Source organism: Bordetella muralis (assembly GCF_054781015.1).
Genome location: NZ_BAAGVF010000008.1, coordinates 332,787 through 355,309, shown reverse-complemented (window position 1 = coordinate 355,309; position 22,523 = coordinate 332,787). Strand labels below are relative to the sequence as shown.

General features: G+C 58.3%; 21 protein-coding genes. 10 read left to right on the top strand and 11 right to left on the bottom strand.

Annotation, left to right across the window (positions count from 1 at the left end; translation table 11 throughout):
* Window positions 1-168: 168 nt before the first annotated feature.
* The 4 genes from ACYVIT_RS19350 to ACYVIT_RS19335 are packed head-to-tail and all read right to left on the bottom strand — an operon-like array spanning window position 169 to window position 5,158.
* Entirely contained in the window at window positions 169-1,227 is a 1,059-nt protein-coding gene (locus ACYVIT_RS19350) for a Bug family tripartite tricarboxylate transporter substrate binding protein (protein ID WP_415804110.1), read from the bottom strand.
* A complete protein-coding gene (locus ACYVIT_RS19345; RefSeq protein WP_415804109.1) occupies window positions 1,172-2,365 on the bottom strand; it encodes a CaiB/BaiF CoA transferase family protein in 1,194 nt (397 codons plus the stop codon). Before ACYVIT_RS19345 ends, ACYVIT_RS19350 begins: the two co-directional genes overlap by 56 nt.
* A gap of 58 nt (window positions 2,366-2,423) precedes the next feature.
* On the bottom strand, window positions 2,424-3,569 hold the full coding sequence (locus tag ACYVIT_RS19340) for an FAS1-like dehydratase domain-containing protein (RefSeq protein WP_415804108.1): 1,146 nt from the start codon (window positions 3,567-3,569) through the stop codon (window positions 2,424-2,426).
* A 20-nt stretch (window positions 3,570-3,589) separates the two neighbouring features.
* Entirely contained in the window at window positions 3,590-5,158 is a 1,569-nt protein-coding gene (locus ACYVIT_RS19335) for an acyl-CoA synthetase (RefSeq protein WP_415804107.1), read from the bottom strand.
* A gap of 163 nt (window positions 5,159-5,321) precedes the next feature.
* Here ACYVIT_RS19335 and ACYVIT_RS19330 point away from each other — a divergent pair, with 163 nt between their 5' ends.
* Window positions 5,322-6,116, top strand: coding sequence for an IclR family transcriptional regulator (locus tag ACYVIT_RS19330; RefSeq protein WP_415804106.1), 795 nt, complete (start codon window positions 5,322-5,324; stop codon window positions 6,114-6,116).
* A 2-nt stretch (window positions 6,117-6,118) separates the two neighbouring features.
* The gene (locus ACYVIT_RS19325; RefSeq protein WP_415804105.1) at window positions 6,119-6,544 is read left to right on the top strand and encodes a PaaI family thioesterase; all 426 of its coding nucleotides are present in this window, start codon (window positions 6,119-6,121) and stop codon (window positions 6,542-6,544) included.
* A gap of 171 nt (window positions 6,545-6,715) precedes the next feature.
* Here ACYVIT_RS19325 and ACYVIT_RS19320 read toward each other — a convergent pair whose 3' ends face one another.
* The 3 genes from ACYVIT_RS19320 to ACYVIT_RS19310 are packed head-to-tail and all read right to left on the bottom strand — an operon-like array spanning window position 6,716 to window position 9,371.
* On the bottom strand, window positions 6,716-7,420 hold the full coding sequence (locus ACYVIT_RS19320; protein ID WP_415804104.1) for an SDR family NAD(P)-dependent oxidoreductase: 705 nt from the start codon (window positions 7,418-7,420) through the stop codon (window positions 6,716-6,718).
* Between the two features lie 7 nt (window positions 7,421-7,427).
* Window positions 7,428-8,393, bottom strand: coding sequence for a Bug family tripartite tricarboxylate transporter substrate binding protein (locus tag ACYVIT_RS19315; RefSeq protein WP_415804103.1), 966 nt, complete (start codon window positions 8,391-8,393; stop codon window positions 7,428-7,430).
* A gap of 39 nt (window positions 8,394-8,432) precedes the next feature.
* Window positions 8,433-9,371, bottom strand: coding sequence for a dihydrodipicolinate synthase family protein (locus tag ACYVIT_RS19310; protein ID WP_415804102.1), 939 nt, complete (start codon window positions 9,369-9,371; stop codon window positions 8,433-8,435).
* A gap of 114 nt (window positions 9,372-9,485) precedes the next feature.
* Here ACYVIT_RS19310 and ACYVIT_RS19305 point away from each other — a divergent pair, with 114 nt between their 5' ends.
* The gene (locus tag ACYVIT_RS19305) at window positions 9,486-10,424 is read left to right on the top strand and encodes a LysR family transcriptional regulator (RefSeq protein ID WP_415804815.1); all 939 of its coding nucleotides are present in this window, start codon (window positions 9,486-9,488) and stop codon (window positions 10,422-10,424) included.
* Window positions 10,425-10,471: 47 nt separating this feature from the next.
* Here the strand turns inward: ACYVIT_RS19305 and ACYVIT_RS19300 are convergent, their stop codons facing one another.
* Genes ACYVIT_RS19300 through ACYVIT_RS19290 form a run of 3 tightly spaced genes read right to left on the bottom strand, consistent with a single transcriptional unit; the run spans window position 10,472 to window position 14,364 of the window.
* The gene (locus ACYVIT_RS19300) at window positions 10,472-11,977 is read right to left on the bottom strand and encodes a fumarate hydratase (RefSeq protein ID WP_415804101.1); all 1,506 of its coding nucleotides are present in this window, start codon (window positions 11,975-11,977) and stop codon (window positions 10,472-10,474) included.
* Between the two features lie 12 nt (window positions 11,978-11,989).
* Window positions 11,990-12,970, bottom strand: coding sequence for a Bug family tripartite tricarboxylate transporter substrate binding protein (locus tag ACYVIT_RS19295; protein WP_415804100.1), 981 nt, complete (start codon window positions 12,968-12,970; stop codon window positions 11,990-11,992).
* Window positions 12,971-13,008: 38 nt separating this feature from the next.
* Entirely contained in the window at window positions 13,009-14,364 is a 1,356-nt protein-coding gene (locus ACYVIT_RS19290; RefSeq protein ID WP_415804099.1) for a class-II fumarase/aspartase family protein, read from the bottom strand.
* A 106-nt stretch (window positions 14,365-14,470) separates the two neighbouring features.
* Here ACYVIT_RS19290 and ACYVIT_RS19285 point away from each other — a divergent pair, with 106 nt between their 5' ends.
* Entirely contained in the window at window positions 14,471-15,223 is a 753-nt protein-coding gene (locus tag ACYVIT_RS19285) for a GntR family transcriptional regulator (RefSeq protein WP_415804098.1), read from the top strand.
* Window positions 15,224-15,251: 28 nt separating this feature from the next.
* On the opposite strand, the gene ACYVIT_RS19280 is transcribed toward ACYVIT_RS19285, so the two are convergent.
* Entirely contained in the window at window positions 15,252-15,971 is a 720-nt protein-coding gene (locus ACYVIT_RS19280; protein ID WP_415804097.1) for a GntR family transcriptional regulator, read from the bottom strand.
* Between the two features lie 149 nt (window positions 15,972-16,120).
* Between ACYVIT_RS19280 and ACYVIT_RS19275 the strand changes: the two genes are divergently transcribed.
* Genes ACYVIT_RS19275 through ACYVIT_RS19250 form a run of 6 tightly spaced genes read left to right on the top strand, consistent with a single transcriptional unit; the run spans window position 16,121 to window position 22,475 of the window.
* The gene (locus ACYVIT_RS19275; protein WP_415804096.1) at window positions 16,121-17,854 is read left to right on the top strand and encodes an acetolactate synthase catalytic subunit; all 1,734 of its coding nucleotides are present in this window, start codon (window positions 16,121-16,123) and stop codon (window positions 17,852-17,854) included.
* Window positions 17,855-17,894: 40 nt separating this feature from the next.
* Window positions 17,895-18,779: a branched-chain amino acid ABC transporter permease gene (locus tag ACYVIT_RS19270; protein WP_415804095.1), complete on the top strand. Its 885-nt coding sequence runs from the start codon at window positions 17,895-17,897 to the stop codon at window positions 18,777-18,779.
* Window positions 18,776-19,777, top strand: a complete 1,002-nt coding sequence (locus ACYVIT_RS19265) for a branched-chain amino acid ABC transporter permease (protein WP_415804094.1) — start codon at window positions 18,776-18,778, stop codon at window positions 19,775-19,777. The genes ACYVIT_RS19270 and ACYVIT_RS19265 overlap by 4 nt, the downstream gene beginning before the upstream one ends.
* The gene (locus ACYVIT_RS19260) at window positions 19,764-20,483 is read left to right on the top strand and encodes an ABC transporter ATP-binding protein (protein WP_415804093.1); all 720 of its coding nucleotides are present in this window, start codon (window positions 19,764-19,766) and stop codon (window positions 20,481-20,483) included. The genes ACYVIT_RS19265 and ACYVIT_RS19260 overlap by 14 nt, the downstream gene beginning before the upstream one ends.
* Window positions 20,470-21,180, top strand: coding sequence for an ABC transporter ATP-binding protein (locus tag ACYVIT_RS19255; RefSeq protein ID WP_415804092.1), 711 nt, complete (start codon window positions 20,470-20,472; stop codon window positions 21,178-21,180). Before ACYVIT_RS19260 ends, ACYVIT_RS19255 begins: the two co-directional genes overlap by 14 nt.
* Before the next feature lie 41 nt (window positions 21,181-21,221).
* Window positions 21,222-22,475, top strand: a complete 1,254-nt coding sequence (locus ACYVIT_RS19250) for an ABC transporter substrate-binding protein (protein WP_415804091.1) — start codon at window positions 21,222-21,224, stop codon at window positions 22,473-22,475.
* Window positions 22,476-22,523 lie beyond the last annotated feature (48 nt).

Below are 22,523 nucleotides of genomic sequence, written 5' to 3'. Positions count from 1 at the left end.
TGCAGGGAAAAAGGAGACTTTACGACATTCGATGCCTATTCTGCCCGATCGTGACCGTGCCGGGCATATCGGCGCCCCGGTTGCGAGGCTTTCTGGGATGAATCGATAGTGCGCGCTTTCCTGCTGTGCTCGTGGGCCGCCCTTTTTGGGAGTGATTTGGCTAAAGGATCAGTTCGCTTTTAAACCCGCAGTCTCGATTACGGGCGCCCATTTCTGGCGTTCGCTTTGGGCAAACTCGGCCAGGGCGCGGGATGAACCGCCGGCAGGTTCATGGCCGAGTTCGAGTAAACGTTTTTGAACATCAGGCCGCTTGAGGATCTTGGCCAATGCCTGGTTGAGCGTTTTGACGGTGGCAGGCGGCGTTCCGTGGGGCGCGTATACGCCGTTCCAAGCGACCACCTGAAAGCCGTCTATCCCTTCGCCTGCGACGGAGGGTACGCCAGGCAAGAGGGCCGATGGCTTGAGAGATGTGACCGCCAGAGGCTTTATTTTGCCGCTGTCTATCAGGGACCGAGATGCGCTGACGGTATCAATGGCGAGAGCGACGCGACCGCCGATGAGGTCTGTCATGACGGTACTGGAACCTTTATAAGGGATGCCAGTAATGCGCGTGCCTGTCTGTTTTTCAAAAAGTTCCAGAACCAGGCGTGCTGTGGTGCTGGGCAGGCCTGCATCAATACTGTCAGGTTTGGCTTTGGCGGTGTCGAGCAGCGCCTTAATGCTGGTATACGAGGATCCTGGCGACGTCAGAAGAACCATTGGAAAGGTGCTGACCAGAATCACAGGCTCGAAATCCCTCTCAGGATCGAACGGCACGCTGTTGTAGAGATAGGGGTTGAGTACGTGGGTGCCGTTTGTCCCCATAAGGATTGTGTATCCGTCAGGGGCGGCGCGTGCTGCTTCGGCCGCACCGATGTTGCCTCCAGCGCCGGGACGGTTCTCCACGACGAAGGCCTGACCTAGTTCTTTGGTCAGATGCTCCGCCAGCAAGCGCGTGGCGACATCGGTGCCCTGGCCCGCTTGATATGGCACGATCACGCGTACCGGTTTTTCCGGATAGGAAGCAGCGGCGGCGAGTTGGCTGAGGGACAGCATTACTGCAGCAAACAATCTTTTCATCTTTGTCTCCAGGTGGATGAGGTGTTGCTGTTTTTTTGCTATGTCTGAGTTTCTAGGGACTGGGCAAAACCCCGCGCGCGCGCAATTGCGCAATATGTTCGTGGCCAAAGCCGCTCTCGAGCAGAATTTCTTCAGCGTGCTGAGCGAATCGAGGTGGTACGTTGCCCGGCGTACCGGGCGTACGGCACAAGTGGTTAGGCAGACCGACGCCGTGATAATCATCTCGGTCGACTCGTGCGGCAGCCGCCTGGGCTTGCGCGAATGCTTCCGGCACACTGTTAATAGGGCCGACAGGTACGCCCAGTTGCATTAACTCCCGGCACAGGTTCAGACGATCTTTGTTTGTCAGTGCACGACTGATGGCGGCGGTCAGCGCGTCACGATGGGAAAGCCGCGCGGCATTGCTGGCGAAACGTGGATCAGCGATCAACTCGGTCAGTTCAAGATGGTCGCAGAATCGACGAAACTGCCGATCATTGAGTATGCCCAGAAATACCGATCCGTCTTTGCAATGGTATTTGTCGTAAGGGGCGATATTAGGGTGTGCGCTACCCAGCAGCTGCGGGGTCTTGCCTGAGTACATCCAGTTGGCAGCGTGCGGGACAAGCAGGCTTAGGGCGGTGTCGAATAGAGTCGCTTCGACACGCTGGCCACGATTGCTGATGCTGCGCTCTACCAGCGCCATCAGTATTCCAGTCATGGCCGTGTAGGCGGTCAAATGGTCAACGATCGGAATGCCGATGCGCGTAGGGCCGGACTCGGGTTCTCCGTTGACACTCATCAAGCCGCACATCGCCTGCAGAATGGCGTCGTAACCTGGCATCCCACCCATAGGGCCTCTGTCGCCAAAGCCGGAGATAGAGCAATAAATCAGGCGGGGAAATTTTTCGGCGAGAACGGCGTCGAAATCCAGTTGCCAGCGTGCCATGGTGCCGGGCAGGAAGTTCTCGACCAGCACGTCCGCGTTTTCCAACAGCCGCAGCAAGACTTCGCGTCCCTCCGGTTGGGCCAGATCGAGTGCCAGGGCGCGCTTTCCGCGATTGACGGCATTGAAGTAGGCTGCAGTGCCGCAGCTGTCGAAAGGAGGCCCTAGCGTCCGTGTTTCATCGCCCGCAGGCGGCTCGACCTTGATAACGTCTGCGCCGTTGTCTGCCAGCATCTGGGTGCATAATGGTCCTGCCAATACCCGGGATAGGTCTATCACCCTAAGGCCACTCAGCGAGCCCTTGTGATGATGGTCTAGCATGATCGTTACCTCACATGCAGCGAGTCCGGCCGCAGGCCGGAACTCTGTGGGGCGGTGGTTAGCCGCGAGAGGGGAGCTCCACTACGCCGATACCCAGCACTGACAGTTCATTGTCCTGATTTCGAGCCTCTTGCTCGATTTCAACGAGATGCCTGCCCTCTTCGACATATTTACGCTTGACCTTGCCAGTAAAGAAAAGCATGTCGCCTTCGGGGTTATGGCGGCGGATCTTGCAATACGATCTACGCAGAAAACCATCATCGCCCATCCAATTGGTCAGATGGTGAGTAAGCCACGAGTTTCGTTCCGGGCCATAGTCATAGGCACCCGGAGCGCCGACCTCCAGCGCGAAGTCTTCTTCCCAGTGCACCCGTTCCGGCACGTCCGGAATGCCAAAACGGTTGGTGATGCCGACGCCGGGATGGGCATCTATCAGTTGCCACGCAAGTTTATTGGCCCGAATATACAGGCCGCCCCAACCTTGCGCGTAGGCAATGAAACCAGTCACCGTCATGGGGCCCTTGAACAGAGTGGGGAGGCTTTCCCCTTCTGTGACGTCATCCCAATAGCGCGTTTCTGAGCCGCGAATTTCTTCGCGGGCATAGAGCTTATAGGCCTCGCGTATTTCTTCCTCGCTGTAGCGGCGTGGTTCGCGTGCGCGTACTTCCTTGTATTTGCTGCCTTGTTCACGGGCGTGGTCGCGCTCTGTGCGAAAGCACCAGCTGTCGGCTTCGGCCAGCTTGTCGCCCGCCTGGTTAAAGAAGTCGACGTGATAAATCTGCTGCACTGCGCGTCCGGCAAAGCGGGTCTCATGTTCAATGAGATCCTTCAGATAGGCCTCGGTGGAAATCACATCATTACGACGTATGGGCTTGTGCCAGGTCCAGTCTGCGCCCGACCACATCGCATGTACGCCTGGCAGTCCTCCTACATAACCCGATACGATGCGGCTGGTCGAGAACAAAAAGCTCGGCAGAGCGATGATGCCGCCGTAACGCGTTTTGGCGGCATATACCGGATCGCACCATAGAGGGTTATCGTCACCAATGCCATGCGCGTAATGACGGATATTGTCCCGGGTCGCCTCGTAGCACCACGGTTCGGCCGTAAAGCCGATTTTTACGCCGATACGTTGACGTAGCTCTTCCAGCCCCTGCTCGGTGATTTTGGGAAAGCTTCTTTGCATTTGAGTTTGAGTCAGCATGATGTCTCCGGTTCTGATTGTCATTGCACTGCGTCGGCCGCAGCGAGGTTGGCGATTTCCTGTTCGCGCAGTTTTTTGCGATGAATTTTTCCAGCAGGGGTCTTGGGCAACTCCGTCACGAAAACGACTTGACGCGGATATTCGTGCTGGCTGAGTTGCGTGCGTACCGTGTCTTGGATCTCTTGCGTGAATATGCCGTCGCCAGCGCGCCGTGTGACAACGAACGCCTTGACCACTTGACCACGCAGAGTGTCGGGCACCCCGATCGCAGCGGCTTCAATGACGTCAGGATGTTTGAGGATGGCGTCTTCGATTTCGACTGCGCTCATCGTCCATCCTGCAGAAATGATGACGTCGTCGGCGCGCCCGCCATGCCAGAAATAACCATCTTCGTCGATGCGGCCCAGGTCCTTGGTGGCGACCCAGGCGCCTCGCCGCCAAAGTTTGAGCTCTCCGGTAACGCCTGCCGGACATGGAAATCCATTGGCGTCTTGCACCTCTACACGCAAGCCTGGTACGGGTTTGCCAAGTGATCCAGGCTTGATCTGAAAATCTGGCGCACCGGGATAATTGACAAGGCAGACACCGATTTCGGTAGTGCCATACATACTGCCGGCTGGATGCCCGAATACGCTGGCGACAAATTCTGCTGTCTCGCTATCAATGGGTTCGCCGGTAAAGGAAAGCTTGTCCAAATAGTATTGGTAGTGCGTCGCGACACCGGAATTCCGCATCATGCGGTAATGCGTGGCTGCCGCCGATAGATTATTGAATCGATGATCCTGCAGAGCCTTGAGCAGTCGCTCGGCTTGATATTTGCCGCTATAAGCCCCGATTGTGACGCCCAGAGCCAACGGGGCTAGCGTGCCATGCCACAAACCATGCCCCCACGCGGGCGAGGAAGGGCACATAAACCGGTCGCCCGGGCGGATCCCGCTACCGTATAGTGCTGCCAGCATGAGCGTGACGATGGCACGATGCGAGTGCTTCACCGCATCAGGCAACTCTCGTGTCGTACCCGAGGTGTACTGAAAGATAGCGAGATCGTCGGCACGGCTTTGGCATTGGAAATGGTCGGGGTAGCCGATCAGGTCAGCCAGGAAACGGTCACTCGTCACGATCACATCGAGATTCGGCAGGTTTGGCACCTGCGGGGCCTTTTCGGAGTTGGTTATCAGTAGACGGGGCAAGCAGTCTTCAATGCGTAAACGAATTCCGTCCGGGCCAAAAAGGGTGAACAGGGGGACCGCGATTGCCCCCATCTTGATCGTGCCAAATAGCGACACATAGAATTCGCGCGAAGGCTCCAACATGACGGCAACCCGGTCCCCTGGCTGGACGCCACGCGCGACCAGGGCATGCGCAAAGCGTGATGCGTCGCGAGAGAGTTCGTCGAATCCCAGAATTTCGTCATCGCCGTTCGCCTTGACCAGGATCACTGCCGCTCGGCCGCTCTCGGCATGGCGATCAATGCACTCATGCGCAATGTTCATGTATTGGCTATCGCCGTCGAACAGCTCCCATAGCTTTTCAGGCGAGCAATGCGCCTGCGCATCGGCGTACGTCAGGTACTCCGTCAACTTTGTCATGACGTCCTTGTCTCCTCTTTCTTGTTGTGGCTCACTTTACGCAGCAGCGAATAAATTGTCAATTACGTTTATGAATTGTATTAGTACAATTATTGGCCGTGCGTTAAGAAGACCAAAACGCCGAAAGCGTCGTATCCTTAGCGCCATAGATGGAGACGAACGTATGAGCGATGTACATGGCGTTGCCCCCAAAGCGGGGCCGCGTATCCGGGAAGTGCCTGCGGTGACGCGGGCTTTTGCGATCTTGCGATTACTCGGGCGTGAAGGCGATCCGATGACGCTCAAGACCATTTCTGAAGAGCTCGGAATGGTCACCAGCACGTGTCTGCATATCTTGCGGGCGCTGGTAAGCGAGGGGCTGGTCAAGGTCGACGTGGGCAGCAAGCGATATAGCCTGGACGTAGGCATGCTGACGTTGGCGCGCAGCGTGATCGAGAGCAGTCCTTTTCCCGCATTGGCACAGCCTGTGCTGGACCGCCTGTCTAAAGAGGCAAATGTCACGGCGATCGGTGTCGAGATCGCGAGCCAGGACCATATGGTGGTACTGGCGCTTTCTCGTTCCCATGCACCATTCCGCTTGCATGTCGATGTGGGCAGCAGATTTCCTGCGCTGATCAGCGCAACAGGAAGACTGGTCGCGGCCTATACCAGCATGGACGAGGCTGATGTGGAACGTCGTTTTAAAGCCTTGCGTTGGGATCAACCGCCTGATATCGATGCTTGGCGTAAAGATGTAGCAAGCGTGAGAAAGAAGGGTTACAGCATCGATCGCGGAAACTATATCGACGGGGTGACAGTCGTTGCTGTGCCGGTATTCAATGGACAGGGCAGGCTGTCGCACTCTCTGGTTGCCGCAGCATTGTCGAATCAGTTGGTGGCGGCCAAAGCACAGGCATTGGCGAAAGACCTGCAGAACGAGGCCGAAACCTTGTCGGCACTGCTGGCCGGGAGAGCCTGAATATGACAACGGCAGTCGTGACGGAACAAATGCTGCGCGAGGGCGGTTGGCGTGAGCGCACAAACCAGGGTTTTTCCGCGTTGGTCGGGCCGATCTGGTCTCGCCGTGAAAAAGATACCTGGATGCTGGGCGTGTTGACGGGCGATCAGCATGCCAATGTCATGGGCATTGTGCATGGTGGATTGATAGCGACGCTCATGGATCAGGTGGTCAGTGTTGCCGCGTGGGAGGCGCTATCCCGTACACCTTGTGTAACTGTTCAATTGGATATGCACTGCCTGGCGCCAGCACAGGTAGGGCAGTTTCTGCAAGCACGTGGACAGGTGCTGCGTATGACGAATAGCCTCGTGTTTGTACGAGGGGAAATATCCGTGGGGGCGGATCCGATCGCCAGCGGCCAGGCCGTGTTGAAGAAAGTACGCGGGTAATTTTCGGGATTCATCTGTTGAGCGTCCTGTCTGCTCGGTAGTTGCCTCGGTTGCCTGAGGTGCCGACAGTCCAACGATGCAGAGGAACTGGTATCGATCGGTTTGACGCCATACTACGGAAATGGCGAGGCATTGGCGGCCAGTATCGAAGAGTCTCCGCTGATGAGCCATTTAGCGCTGCAACGATGCGCCTCCACAGATGCTTATATCCTGCCCGGTGATCGCGGCCGCTGCCGGAGACAGCAGGTAGCCGACCAATTGCGCAATTTCGCCGGGCTCGATCAATCTGCCAATCGGCGGCAGTTGCGCTGAGCTGGCAGATCGCGCCGGGTCATTCACCATACCTGTCGCGGTCGCCGCTGGCGAAACCACGTTGACCGTGACGCCGTGTGCGGCGACCTCTGCCGCCCAGCTGCGCGATAGCGCAATCAACGCGGCCTTGGTTGCGGCGTACTGGCCGCGGCCCGGCATGCCCTGCGCGACGCGGCTGCCGATGAATACGACCCTGCCGTCACGGCGGTCCACCATGGCGGGCACGATGGTGTTACACAATATGCTGGCAGCGTCGACGTGTAGGCGCCACATCAACTCGCCTGCATGACGATCCAACGCACCGACGCGTCCCACCCGCAGCACGCCTGCTGCATGTACCAAAGCATCGGCATCAAGCAATCGGGCGGCTATGCTTTCGACTTCCGCGGCGATGCCTAGGTCGGCCGTGACGGAGCGGAAGTGTTCGGACTCCAGTGTCGGTGCTGTGCGGTCCACCCCCGTCACACGCCAGCCGGCCTGCAACAGAAACTCGGCGATCGCTCGTCCGATTCCTGCGCTGGCGCCGGTTACGATGGCGTGTTTTTGCGGGGCGTCATCGTTCACATGTTGGTCATTGCACACGGATATTGGCCTCGGTCACAATTTTTTGTGCTTGTGCCATCTCCTCGCGTTGAAAGTTGGCGAAATCGGCTACCGAGCCAGGTTGGAACATCAGGCCTTGTTCGGTGAGCTTGGCCCTCATATCGGAGGCCAACGCGATGTTGACTTCTTTATTCAAACGCTCGGTGACCTCCGCAGGTAGATTGGCGGGGCCCCATAGCCCATACCAACTGTAGAACGCGTAACCAGGAATCGTTTCTGCGACGGTCGGTACGTCAGGCAAACTGCTTGCGCGTTCTGAGGATGTGACGGCGATGACCCGTAGCATGCCTGTCCTGTGATACTGCAGCGATCCCAGAATGGGGTCAATAAAGCCATTGATCTGTCCGCCGATCAAGTCGTTGAATGCCGGGGCGGTCCCTTTGTAGGGCACCGTCAAATATTCCAGATGGCCGGCACGCTTGAGCGATTCGGTGGCCAGATGGCCCGCTGATCCTATGGATCCCACCGCAAAGGTCATTTTGCCGGGGTTGGCCTGCGCATAGCTGATGAGCGACTTGATGTCGGTAATGGGCAGGTCTTTATTGATGGCCACGGAAAGCGGGGCTTTTGCAACCAACGCAATAGGAGTGAAGTCTTTCTCGACCCGATAGGGAACAGACTTCATTGTCATTTGCGTCGTGGTAAAGGTCGACGCGCTGAACAACAGGGTATAGCCGTCGGGTGTCGCACGGGCAACGGCGTCGCCACCAATGATGCCGTTGCCGCCAGGGCGATTTTCCACAACGATGGATTGACCCATCTGCTTGCCCAGTTTTTCCGCGAGCATACGGCCAACAATATCCAGCGTGCCACCCGGTGGAAAGGGAATGATCATACGTATCGGACGGGTGGGATAGTCTGCCGCGCCAGCTTGAGCAGACATCGCCAGAATCACTGCCGTGACGCACGCGCTGAGCAAAGTCTTGATGTGCATGATTGTCTTCCTCCTTGTTATATGTTGGCCGTTACGTTGTCAGCGTACGAGCAATCCTGCCTGTTTGACCGCGGCACGCAACGCGTCGAGTTCGCCTGCGGAAGGCGCCTCGGTGGGCGGGCGCACAGTGGCATCGTCGATGACGCCGGCGAGATACATGCCGCCCTTCATGCGCGCATGGGCTTCGCCTGTGGGCTCGCCGCCGCCATAGACGGCGTCTTTCAGAGGGGTAATGATGGCCTGGATTTCCACCGCTTTTTTGAGATCGCCCGCTTTGACGGCATTCCACAGATCGATGATCAGTTGCGGGATAAAGGTGGCAAAACCGACCAGCGCACCATCCACGCCCTGAACCATCGACGCGAGCAGATACTCATCGTGGCAGGTCAGAATGGCTTTGCTGGCGTTGGCCTCGCGGATCGCCTGAATGTCGCGGGCATACTTGTTCATGTCGCGCTGGCCGACCTTGAACGCTTGCACGTAGGGCAGACGAGCCAGGTCCGCCAATAACCGGGACGAGTACGAGGCGCGTGTCCAGGCGGGATAGACATGGCAGACCAGGTCGAGATCCGGCGCAGCATTGTGAATCGCCTCGAAATATTGCAGCGCATGGCCAGGGGTGAATCCAAAGCGCAGCCAATGGTGTGGCGGCATGACGTCCAACGCGGCGGCGCCTGCTTCTTTGGCGGCACGGGCATGATCTGCAGCATCGGCGAGACCTTCGCACACGATAGACGAAATGACGGGGGTCTTGCCTTTCAGTTCGTCGGCGACGATGCGAGTGACTTCCGCTCGCTCATGCGGCGTCAACGCGAAGACTTCGCCGGTATGGCCGTTGGTCATGACGGCAACGACTCCCTCGTGGCCGGCAAGCCAGGAAGCCAGCTTGCGCAGGGCAGGCTCGTCGATGCGATGATCGGGGGTAAACGGGCAGGAAATAGCAGGTATGATTCCCCGATAATTATTAATGGAAGGCATAGTCGTCTCCGGGTGTAGATAGCGAGTTCGATTCGAACTCGGATGCCGCTATGGTTTCTCATCCGCCTGCTGTCCGTCCAATACTCGAATCGCATAGAACTATTCACGGCAAAGATGGGCCCCGGAAACCGACCTCTCGATCTCGAATGGCTAGAAGATTTTCTGGCCCTGGCAGAATGCGGCAATTTCTCGCGGGCGGCCGAGGCTCGCCGCATTGCACAACCCGCTTTCAGCCGCCATATTCGGGCGCTCGAGGAATGGGTGGGGGTGGATCTGTTCGATCGCAGTGCGCATCCTGCCGCGCTGACGGCGGCGGGCAAGCGCTTTCATCCGTTGCTGGAGGACATCCTTGCCAGCCTGCAGGCCGCACGCATCAAGGCGCAGATCGCGCATGACGTGGCAGCCGCGAGCCTGCGGTTTGCTGCGACGCACGTGCTGTCGTTGACGTTTTTCCCATCCTGGTTGAGCCGCCTGGAGGGGCAACTGCACCTCGGGTCGATTCAGACCATGTCTGATAGCGCGCAGACTTGCGAGGACGCCATGCTGCAGCGCCGGGTGCAATTCATGCTTTGCCATGGCCATGCCCGGATGGTCAATCGATTGGATGAGGCGAATTATCCAAAATTGATCCTGGCACAAGACGTCTTGATGCCGGTATCTGTACCCGATGAGCAAGGGCGAGCGCGGCATAGTCTGGACGCAGCGTGTGTTCCGCCTTTGTTGGCCTATAGTGAAGGCGCGGGGCTGGGGCGGATATTGCGCGCCGAAATGCGCCAATGGTTTGGGAGCAGTGCAGAGGCGATTTCGCATCCTGGCGCGTCCGTCGTGTTCACGGCGCATCACGCCTTGTTGCTCAAGTCCATGGTTCAAGCCGGCCGTGGCGTAGCGTGGCTGCCCGAAAGCCTCATTCGCCGAGAACTGGAACTAGGTGAATTGGTGGCTGCTGCGCAATCCTCGGCATATGTCTCCGTGGATATTCGCCTGTATCGGCAGCCCTTTGAAATGGCGCCCGCCGCGGAAAAAGTATGGCAATTGGCGAGCGGCGAGAATTGAACAGGTGCAGTTTTCTTTGACTGCGCCGCACCGCGGATTTCAGCGTCTCAGCTGACGGCCTTCAGCGGAAAAACAGTGTGGACGCGTTCGCCTCTGGCGTCGATCGCCACCGTGACGGGCATGTCGCGCACCTCGAATTCATAAATCGCCTCCATGCCCAGGTCCTCGAACGCGACGACACGTGCCGCCTGGATCGCGCGTGCCACGAGATAAGCGGCGCCGCCCACTGCACTCAGGTAGGCGGCACCGTTTGCCTTGATGGCATCTATCGCAATAGGGCCGCGCTCCGCCTTGCCTATGGTTACCAGCAATCCGGTTTCGGCTAATAGCCTCGGCATGAATTTGTCCATGCGGGTGGCGGTGGTGGGACCTGCCGGACCGACAGCTTCGCCGTCGATGGGATCCACGGGGCCGACATAATAGAGCGCACGGTTGCGCAGTGGCACCGGCAGGGGCAGTCCTTTAGCGAGCAGGTCCACCATGCGCTTGTGCGCCGCATCGCGTCCGGTCAGGAGTTTGCCCGACAACAAAAGTGTCTCGCCCGCTGTCCATTGAGCGACATCGCTTTGTGTCAGGGTGTTGAGATCAACGCGTTTGCCTTCTTGCAGAGGCAGCGCATCGGGGATACCGTCCCAGACATGAGGGTCTGTTTGTGCAAGGCGCGCAGGACCCTCCGCAGGCATCTCAAAGGAAACAAAACGCGTCGCCGCGCAGTTTGGTACCAGGGCGACGGGCAAGAGCGCCGCATGCGAGGCCGAGGTAGCGACCTTGACGTCCAGGACGGTCGTGTCGCCGCCCAGGCCCTGCGCGCCGATGCCTAGTGCGTTGACGCGCTGAAAGACTTCTATCCTGAGCTGCTCCTCGGCGTCACGAGGGCCCCGTTTGAGCAGGTCTTGCATGTCGATGGGCTTGAACAGTGCACGTTTTGCCATCGATACGGCTTGTTCGGGTGTGCCTCCGATGCCTAAGCCCAGTACGCCGGGTGGGCACCATCCCGCTCCCATGCCGGGTAGCTGGGACACGACCCAGTCCGCGACAGAATCGCTGGGATTGAGCATGGCATAGCGCGTCTTGACGTCACCGCCACCGCCTTTGGCGACGACGGTGAGCGTCAGTGCATCGCCTTCGACGAGGTCCACTTGGACAATTGCGGGAGTATTGTCTCGCGTGTTGCGGCGTGTTCCGAGCGGGTCCTGGATCATCGACGCCCGCAATGGATTTGTCGGGCAGCCATAGGCGCGAGCGACGGCGCGATTGGCGATGCTTTGCAGACTGGGCGTGGGGCCCGGCTCATCGTGGCAGATGCGGACATCCATGCCCATAGTCACATAGACATGCGCAACGCCCGTGTCCTGACAGACGGGCCGGCGAGCCTGTGCACTGAGCTTGCTGTTGATCAGCAACTGCAGCAATGCATGGCGCGCCGGGACCTTGCTTTCCGTTGCGTGCGCCGCCTTCAGGGCTTGCACAAAATCCGCGGGGTGGGTGTAGCTGATCGCTTGCAAGGCCTCAGCAATGCTGGTTTCGATATCGGCGGCTGACACGCGGCGCATGGTGTTTTTCCCTTATTGCAGGGTGATGCCGGCTTGTTTAATGACCGCTGCCCAGCGTTTGCCTTCGTCTGCGGTGAACTGCTGGAATGCCGCGGGGGCATATTGCTCGGGTGGCAGCAATTTGATGCCTTGGTCACTCATCTTGCTGGTGAAGTCTTTGTCTTGCACGGCCTTCTGCCATGCTTGATACAAGGTCTGTACGACTTGATCCGGCGTGCCCTTCGGTGCATATAAACCAAACCAGGTCGCGACCTCGAATTTCGGAATTGCTTTTTCTCCTATCGTAGGCACATCGGGAAACTGTGCCATGCGGTCCGGAGAGGTCAGGCCCAGTGCCCGCACTTTGCCGCCCTTGGTTTGTGGCAAGGCGGTGTTGGTCTGGTCGAACATGGCATCGACTTGGTTGCCCATCAGGTCGTTCAATGCAGGGCCGGCGCCCTTGTAGGCGATAGGCGTGATTTCTATGCCGGCCTGGCTGGCGAACATTGCCGCGACCAAGTGCGAGGTGGACCCTACGCCTGCATTACTGAAGTTCAGTTTCCCGGGATGCTGTTTACCATAGGCGACCAGGTCGGACACGGATTGGTGGGGTGAGGACGCGCCTACCAACAACACCAATGGGGTATCGGGAAACCGAAACACAGCCTTGAAATCTTTGACCGGGTCGTACGGCAAGCTTGAATACAGCGCAGGAGCTGCCGCCATATAGCCGATGTGGCCGACCAGGAATGTATAGCCGTCCGGCGCTGATTTGGCGGCTTTGGTTGCGCCTATCGTGCCTCCTGCGCCGCCGACGTTCTCGACCAGAATGGTTTGCCCCAGCTCTTGGGAAACGCGATTGGCGACATTGCGCGCCATCGCATCCGTCGGGCCGCCTGCGGCAAACGGCACGATCCAGGTAATTGCCCGGTTGGGATAGTTGTCTTGTGCTTGCGATGACATCGGCAGGGCGAATGCCCCGGCGATGGTGAGTGCAGCTATCAAGTTTTTCATAATGTCTCCGTCCTGTTATGTGTGGTGGAGGCGAATGCTCAGGCTCGCCCCGAGAGTGAATAGGCGCGCATGCGATCCACCATGGCGGGCGCAGCGCCCAGATAATTGGCGGGGTCGCACAGGCGTTCAATTGCCGTACCGTCCAACCGCTCGGTGACGCGGGCATCCTCTTTCAGGACATCAGCCAAGCGGCGGCGTGAAGTCGCGGCAGCACGGCAGGCGTCATAGACCACGTCATGCGCGGTCTGGCGGCCGATATGCGGAGCCAGGCCCATCATGACGGCTTCGGCCACAATGAGGCCGCCGGAAATATCCAGATTGCTCGCCATGCGTGCAGTGTCGACCTCCAGGCCGCCCAGCATGAACTTCGCCTGGTGCAGCGCGCCAGCGGTCAAGACGAACGCTTCCGGCACGGCTGACCATTCGATATGCCACGGACCTGTCGCGCGTTCGAAGTCCTGCAGCATGGCATCCAACGCCAGACCGGCATGTTGACGCACCGTTTTAGAGGCGCTCCACATGAGTTCGCAAGAAATCGGATTGCGTTTTTGCGGCATCGTGCTGGATGCGCCACGGCCTTTGACAAACGGTTCAAAGGCTTCGCTGAATTCGTTGGTCATCATCAGCATGATGTCGACAGCGATCTTGCCCAACGACCCGGCGACCAGGGCCAGAAACTGTACGGTTTCTGCCAGGCCGTCTCGGGCGACATGCCACGTGATGGGCGTTGCCCCGAGGCCCAATTCTTGCATGAGCGCGGCATGTACGGCCAGGCCCTGGTCTCCGAGCGAGGCCAGCGTGCCGGCGGCGCCGCCAAATTGGCCGATCAACACGCGTGGGCGTAATTGGGCCAGGCGTTCGCGATGACGGCGCACCATCAGCAGCCACACGGCGGCCTTGTAGCCGAAGGTGATGGGCAGGGCATGTTGCAGGTGTGTGCGGCCCGCCATCGGTGTGTCACGATATTGCAGCGCGAGCTTGTCCAGTATGCCGTCCAGCGCGGTCAGGTCGGCGTCGATGATCTCCAGTGCATCGCGCACCTGCAGCACAGTAGCCGTGTCCATGATGTCTTGCGTGGTGGCACCCCAATGCAGGTATTCGCCCTCGGCGCCACATATCCGGGACAACTGGTGTACGAGCGGCAAGATGGGATAACCGACGATTTCGGTTTCGATGCGCAGCGCTTCCATATCGATAGCCGCCGCGTCCGCGCGCGCCGCAATCGCGTCGGCGGCCTGCGCCGGGATGACGCCTAGTCGGCCCTGCACACGGGCCAGCGCGACTTCGGTTTCCACATAACGCCGTACCGTGGCGGCGTCGTCGAACACGGCGCGCATCGCGTCGGTGCCGAACATGTCTTTGAACAGGGCAGATTCGAGAACGGAGACTGGCATATATGTACGCTCATAAAAAGTTGTACGTACATTTAAGCAGGCCTGATTTTGCGCGTCAATATCGGGAATTACCCGTAACGGGGTGGCATCTGGGGCAGCAGATAGAATGGAGGTTGTTGCTGACTTTCCCGCCGCCATGTCAATTACGCTGTACACCCGCATCTCAGAAGAACTCGCACGGTTGATCGCAAATGGCGTGTATCCCGTGGGCACAGTGCTGCCTGCCGAGCACACGTTGACCGAGCAGTTCGACGCCAGCCGCCATACGGTGCGCGCTGCGCTGCGTCAGTTACAGGATCTGGGATTGATCGCGCGCCGTCGCGGGAGTGGAACGGTGGTGATTGCGGCTAGACCGAAGGCGGGTTTCAGTCAGTCCTTGAGCTCGCTGGAAGATCTCGTACAGCTGGCGGTGCGCAGCCCCCGGACGATCAAGCAGGTTCAGGAAGTCGTGGTGGACGTGGAACTAGCCGCTTATCTGGGCGTGGGGCCAGGGACGCGATGGTTGAAGTTTTCATCGACACGCGGCGTTGACGGCGCGCCACCGGTGGCGTGGACGGATCTTTATGTCGATGCTCACTATAAAGGCGTTCGCAAGCTCGCTCGCGAACATCCAGATCGATTGGTCTCTGAGTTGATCGAAGAACATTACGGTCGCCGCATTGCGTCGGTTGAGCAGACGATTTCGGCAGTGGCGATTCCGGCGTCGGTCGCAAAGGAGCTGGCAGTGCCGGCCGACTCTCCTGGCCTGTTGATTCGCAGGCAGTACAAGGATCAGGCCGGTCAATTGGTCGAGGCGTCGTGTTCTTATCATCCCGCAGGGCGGTATGAGTTTTCAACGACGCTGATTCGAGAGCAGTGATACGAAAGTAATTGCCAAGCCTGCCTGTCTAACCGCCGGTGTCGGTCGATGTGAGCAGGTGGTCGAGAATGGGGCGTCCGCCTTCGATGATGTCGCGCACGATGCTGGCCTCGCACGCCTGCGGGTCGCGGGCTTTTAGTGCTGAAAACAAGGCTTCGTGCTCGTGAGGTTCGATTTTACTGGGATCGACATTCTTGTAGATCAGGTTGAGGTAGGGACCCGTGCGCACCCATAGCGATTCGATCATCGCCACGAGTTCTTCGCGTTGACTCAGTTCGTATACGCCGAAGTGAATTTCCCGATTCAATCGCAAGGTGGTCGAGTACTGGCCCTCTCGCTTGGCCGCAATCATTCTCTTGTGCAGGGCCTTTAGCGCGGTGATGTGCTGCGTCTGGACGTGCTCTGCCGCGCAGCGAGCCGCCAAGCCCTCTAGCGCGACACGCATGTCGCGCAGTTCCACGAACTTTTCGCGTGATAGCGTCGGCACGGTGACGGAACGATTGATGTTCATCGTCAATGCCCGCTCCGCTACCAACTGCAGCATGGCTTCACGCACGGGCGTCTGGCTGACGCCCAACTTTTCGGAGAGCATCCGGCCGGTCAATTTCTGGCCCGGCATTAATTCTCCGATCGCCAACGACGATCGCAGTGCTTGATAGACCTTCGATGACAGATTGGAGTGGCTGATTCGAGCCGCGGACAGACTGTCTGGCTGTTCCGAGGGGGAGGTGGGGTCGACTAGTCGCATAGGGTGGGTTGTCTTGTCAGTACTGCTTCATACCACATCCACACGGGTACTCAGACTGCTCGACGATATTTCGAAAGAAGTGTTGACGTAAATTATATTTTATAAAATACTTAAAAAAACACCACAACACTGACTCGGAGACAACTCTCATGGCGGCATCGGCGGCAGGCAATGCATTGGTTTCGCGCGGGCTTTTGTATCAAGGCACCGTGGCGCATCGACTGGCAGAGGGGCTGAAGCGGCACGGCGTGACGTGCCTGTTTGGCCAAAGCCTGCCGTCGCTGGTGCATCTGGCAGGGCGGGAGTTCGGGATCAAGCAGATCGCCTATCGCCAGGAAAATACAGGCGGCTATATGGCTGACGCCTATGCGCGCGTCACGGGAAAAGTGGGCATCGTGACGGCGCAAAACGGCCCGGCCGCCGCGTTGCTGGTGGCACCACTGGCCGAGGCTCTCAAGGTTTCCGTGCCAGTCATTGCCCTGGTCCAGGAGGTCTCCAGAGACCAGACGGACAAGAATGCGTTCCAGGAACTGGACCATGAATCGATGTTCCGTCCGGTCACCAAATGGGTCAGGCGAGTGACCGAGGCCAGTCGGATTGATGACTACCTGGATATGGCTTTCACGGCAGCCTGCGGTGGCCGTCCTGGTCCGGCGGTTCTGCTATTGCCAGCCGATTTGTTGCTGGAGCCCGCACCGGCAAGTGCCGCCCGCAAGGCGAACCTGGGGCAGTTCCCGCTAGACCGGTCCCTCCCGCATAGTGACTCCCTGAAGGCGGCGGCCGAGTTGCTGGCTTCAGCGCAGCGCCCGGTAGTGATTGCGGGCGGAGGCGTACATTTGTCAGGCGCAGCACAGGCCTTGGCTCGCCTGCAGGAACAGTACAGCCTGCCTGTTGCGACCACCGTGATGGGCAAGGGCGGCGTGGACGAGACACATCCCTTGTCGATCGGCGTGGCTTCGTACTTTATGGGCGAGAATGGCTCTGCCCGATACATGCGCCATTTGATCTCGGATGCTGACGTCGTGCTATTGGTCGGGAATCGCACCAATCAGAATGGCACCGACTCCTGGAAACTCTATCCGTCGGGTGCGCGGTTCATCCACATTGATGTAGATGCCCAGGAAATCGGCCGGAACTATGAGGCATTGCGGCTGACCGGCGACGCTCGTACCACCTTGGAGGCACTATGCGATCAGCTTGCCACGGTCGATACCTCCGCCAGAAGGCAAGCACGTGCAGAGGTCGAATCGGCGATTAAACGTGGCCGGGAACAGCACGAAGAACAAGTCGCCTCGCTCATAGGCAGTGACTCTGCGCCCATGCGCCCGGAGCGCATCATGCGCGAGATCGACAAACGATTGACAGCCGAATCGGTCGTGGTGGCCGATGCCAGTTACTCGTCAATCTGGATCGCCAACTATATGCGCGCGCGCGCAGCCGGCAGCCGGTTCATTACCCCCCGGGGGCTGGCAGGCCTAGGATGGGGGTTCCCCATGGCGTTGGGCGTACGCGTGGCTCGGCCGCAAGCGCCGATATTCTGCGTCGTCGGTGATGGCGGTTTCGCCCATGCGTGGGCAGAGCTCGAAACCGCCGTACGTATGAAACTGCCCGTGGTGCTGGTCGTGCTGAATAATCAGATTCTGGGCTATCAAAAGCATGCGGAAAATATCAAGTTCGGCGAATACACCAGCGCCTGCGAGTTCAGCCCCGTTGATCATGCCGCTATCGCCCGGGCGGTAGGTGCCGAGGGTATCCGCGTGGAAAAAGCAGAGGATCTCGGCGCCGCCTTGGACCGAGCCATGTCGTCAGATACGGTGACCCTCATCGACGTCATTACCGACCCCAATGCCTTTCCACCGGTGACGTGGTACGAGTCCAACTGATTTCATCCACTGCAAAAGTGTGCCCCACTGCGGAGGGTGAATGGAAACGGTTCTGCAACTACTGATCTCTGGCGTACTGCTAGGCGGCGTCTATGCCCTGGGTGCGATGGGGTTAAATCTGATTTTTGGTGTGGCCAAGGTCGTCAACTTCGCTCATGGCGAGTTCTTGATGATTGGCATGTACGCGGCATATTGGCTGTGGAAGCTGACCGGATTGAATCCGTACGCCGGAGCGCCAGTGATCCTCGTGTTCGGGGCGGCGATAGGTTGGGTTTTCTATCGCTGTTTGATTCGCTACACCATCTACAAGACCGAGATGACGCAGGTGTTTGCCACATTGGGCTTGTCCATCGTGTTGCAGAACCTCGCGCTGATGTTGTTTTCGGCGGATTTCTTGACGGTGAAGGTCTTTACGGCCGATTGGGAGTCCATACCCTTTCTGGGCGGCTACGTCAGTACTACACGTCTGGTGTCGTTCCTTTTTGCCGTCGTGGCCATGGTCCTCACTCTGCTCTTCATGAAGCGCACCTATACCGGCCGCGCCATTGAGGCGGTATCGCAGGACCTGTCCGCTGCCCGGTTGGTCGGCATCGATGTCAATAAAGTCTTGACGATTGCGTTCGCGCTCGGTATCGGCCTGACGGTGTTGGCGGGAGGTGTTCTGGTCCCCAGTTTCTATGCCTTTCCGACCGTGGGATCGAGCTTTGTTCTGATTTCGTTTGTCGCCGTCGTGCTGGGAGGTTTAGGCAACGTCGCCGGAACGGTCGCGGGCGGATTGATATTGGGAGTGATTGAAACGCTGGTCGGATATCTGGAACCCGACTTGAAAGAGGCGACGCACTTCGTCCTGTTGATTGTGTTGCTGGCCTTTCTGCCAAATGGGCTATTTGGCGTGGGTGGTGCCGAGAAAGAGGGCCTCAAATGACGTTACATCGCATTGATTACCGTGATGGCGATGCGCTGGGCGCTGTCTTGCTTGTTGCGATTGCGATCGGTCTGCCGTTTTTGGTGGCGGACAGGTTTTATCTGAATCTGCTGTTTCTTATTCTTCTATATGGTGGTTTGGCCTCGGCCTGGAATCTTCTTGGCGGTTATGCGGGGCAGTTCTCTCTGGGGCATACGGCGTTCTTTGGGATCGGGGCATACAGTTCGACGCTGCTCTACACGATGGCGGGTGTTTCTCCCTGGCTAGGCGCGCTGGGTGGCATGGCGATCTCGATGGCGCTGGCTTTCCTGATTTCGTACCCCGTGTTTCGGCTGCGTGGCGTGTTCTTCGCGATGGCGACAATCGCCGTTGGCGAAACTGTACGCATTGTGCTGTTGTGGTACCGCCGCATTGCTGATATTCCGTACGGTATCAGCATTGACTACAAGCCCGGTCTCGCCCGCATGATTTTTTCTGAGCCACGCAGTTATGCGTTGATGGCAGGCATATTTTTGCTGGTCGTCGTCGCCGTCTGTTATGCCGTTTCTCGCAGCCGGGCTGGCTACTATCTGCAAGCGTTGCGCGATAACGAAGACGCAGCGCAGGCTGTGGGTATAGATCTGCGGCGATACAAGCTCATTGCATTTCTGATCAGCGCGGCCTTTACGTCGCTGGGGGGCACGTTGATGGCGCAATATGTGCTTTATATCGAACCCAGCACGGTGTTCAACACGACTATCTCCATCGATCTGGCGTTGATGTCCATATTAGGGGGGATAGGCACGCTGTGGGGGCCATTGCTCGGAGCAGCTGTCACCATGCCGTTGCAGGAGTTCCTGAGGGATTGGCTGGGCTCGGCGGGGGCGGGCGCTCATCTGGTGGTATACGGCGCGTTGTTGGTGGTAATCGTCATGCTGCTACCTCAGGGCGTCGTGGGAGCCTGGAAAGACTGGCGCGCCAAACGCCGCCGGTACGGAGGCCAGCATGCTCGAGGTTAAAAATCTATCGAAGCGGTTTGGTGGTTTGACTGCAGTGAACGAAGTCAGCCTGTCGGTTGCCGAGGCCGAGATCGTGGCGCTCATCGGGCCTAACGGCGCGGGAAAAACCACGCTATTCAATTTGATTGCGGGAGCGATGCCGAGAGATGGCGGCGAGGTCGTATTCGACGGTCGCGATTTACCTCATCAAGGCAGCGCCGCCACGTGTCTGGCCGGCCTGGCCAGAACCTACCAGATCCCGCAGTTGTTTACCTCAATGACTGTGCTGGATACCGTCTTGGTTGCTGGCTTGTGCCGTGGCTCATCAATCCATCTAGCCCGCATCAAGGCCAGGGATGTGCTGGCACGCGTCGGTTTGGCAGGGCGCGAAGACCAAGTCTGCACCACATTGACCATCAGCGGGAAAAAACGCCTGGAAGTCGCCAGAGCCTTGGCCACCGAACCTCTCGTGCTGTTGTTGGATGAAGTCATGGCGGGGCTGAATCTGTCAGAGGTGAACGGATTGCTCGACATGATTCGAGAGTTGCGTGCAGGGGGCATGACCATTCTGCTGGTCGAACACAATATCGACGCTGTTCTTAATATTGCCGATCGGGTCATTGTCATGGACCAGGGGCGAAAAATCGCAGATGGCTTGCCACGTGAGGTGCTGAGCCAGCCCGAGGTCGTCCGCTCGTACCTGGGAGATGGCTATGCCGTTGCTTGAAGTGCAAGATGTGCATGCATCCTACGGCGATACGGAAGTGCTGTTCGGTGTCGATATGCATGTCGACGAAGGCGAGGTGGTGGCAATTGTCGGCTCTAACGGCGCGGGAAAGACAACGTTGATGCGCACGGTCGCAAAGCTCATGCCGGCAAGCCGTGGAAACCTCAAGTTCGGAGGGAAAAGCCTGAGCCCCCTGGCGACGCACGAGGCAGTCGAACAGGGGCTGGTGTATGTCCCTGAAGGACGGCGTCTGTTTCCGCGATTATCCGTGCGAACAAATCTGGAACTTGGCGCTTACAGCCCGCGAGCGAGAGACCAGCGCGACGCAACACTGGAAACGATATTTCAGTTATTCCCCGTGCTCAAACAACGCGAGTCTCAGCTCGCCGGCACGCTGTCGGGTGGCGAGCAACAGATGTGTGCGATTGGCAGGGGCCTGATGTCAAAGCCCAGATTGCTGATGGTCGACGAGGTGTCGCTTGGGCTGGCGCCCGTCATCGTCTCCAAGGTTTACGAGGCCATTGCGCAGATCAGGCAGTTGGGTACGACCGTGCTGTTGGTCGAGCAGAACGTACGGCAGGCTATCAAAGCGGCCGACCGGGGCTACGTCATCAAGCATGGCCGGGTCGTGCTATCGGGCAGCAGCGATGAGCTGATGGGAAATCCAGAAGTCAGAAAGGCCTATCTGGGCATGTAGTCGAACATAGAGGCGAGGGTCAATCGCCAGAAGGAGGAGATATGAACATACATAAAAGAATCCGTCTTGGCTTGGGCATGCTCATGGTGGCAGCGTCGGCCAATGCCGTAGCGGATGTAAAAATCGGCGTGTTATTGCCGCTGACCGGTCCGCTGTCGTCGCTGGGGAATGATGTCAATCGCGGCTTTGAGCTCGCCAGAGATATGGTGAACGACAAAGGCGGCGTGAACGGCGAAAAAATCGTATTTGCGACCAGTGATGTGCCTGGATCGAACGAGGCTGCGTCGCAGGCCACACGGCTGATTACACGGGACAGAGTGCAGGTGATTGTCGGGTCATACGCGAGTTCGATCTCATTTGCCGCCAGCCAGGTCGCCGAACGAAATGGTGTCATTTATGTCGAGCAAGGCGCTGTCGCGGATGACATTACCAAGCGGGGTTTCAAGAATCTTTTCCGCTTTATCTACCCCGCTACGGAGCTGGGCCGCGGGGGCGCCAAGTATGCGACAGACATCATTCTGCCTAAACTCAATATCTCGCTGAAAGATGCCCGCGTGGCGATCATGAACGAGGACAGCTCCTATGGTACGGCCGTTGCCGAAGGGGCGAAGAAGTGGCTGCAGGATAAGGGCGTGCAGGTGGTGGATACTGCCAGCTATAGCTACAAAACGACTGACCTTTCATCGGTGGTACAGCGCTTCAAGTCCGCCAAGCCGGACATCGTCATTGCGTGTTCCTATACCCCTGATGGCATTCTTTTCTGGCGCCAGGCGCGTGAAGCCAAGCTGGAACTGAAGGCGTTGATCGGCAACGGCGGCGCCCATAATATTCCCGATTTTGCCGAGGCCTTGGGTGATGATGTCAACGGACTGTTCAATGCTGGCACGTCCGCCTATTTCAATCCGAGCGGGTTGAGCCCCGAGGCGGCACAGCTGTTCAAGGACTTTCATTCCGCCTACGAAAAGAAGTTTCAGCGTAAACCGTCGGCGCATTCTGCGATGGGTTTCAACGCCATGTGGGTGCTGCTGTCTGAAATATTGCCTGCCGCCGGAGGTACGGATCCGGAAAAAGTACGGGCGGCATTCCTCGCGCTGGATAAACCCGTAGGCTCGACGATCGTGGGTTGGGGGTTGAAATTCGACCCTCAGACGGGGAACAACACGCGTGCCTTTCCGATGATAGATCAGTGGCAAGAGCGGCAAATCCGAACGATTTACCCGCCGGAGTTTGGAGTGACGAGCAATATCACCATGCCTCTGCCAGAGTGGGGAAAACGCGCGGACGTGGGCAAATAGGACGATCGTTGCCGAGAGGACATTCGTTCGATCAATACTTTGAAAGAT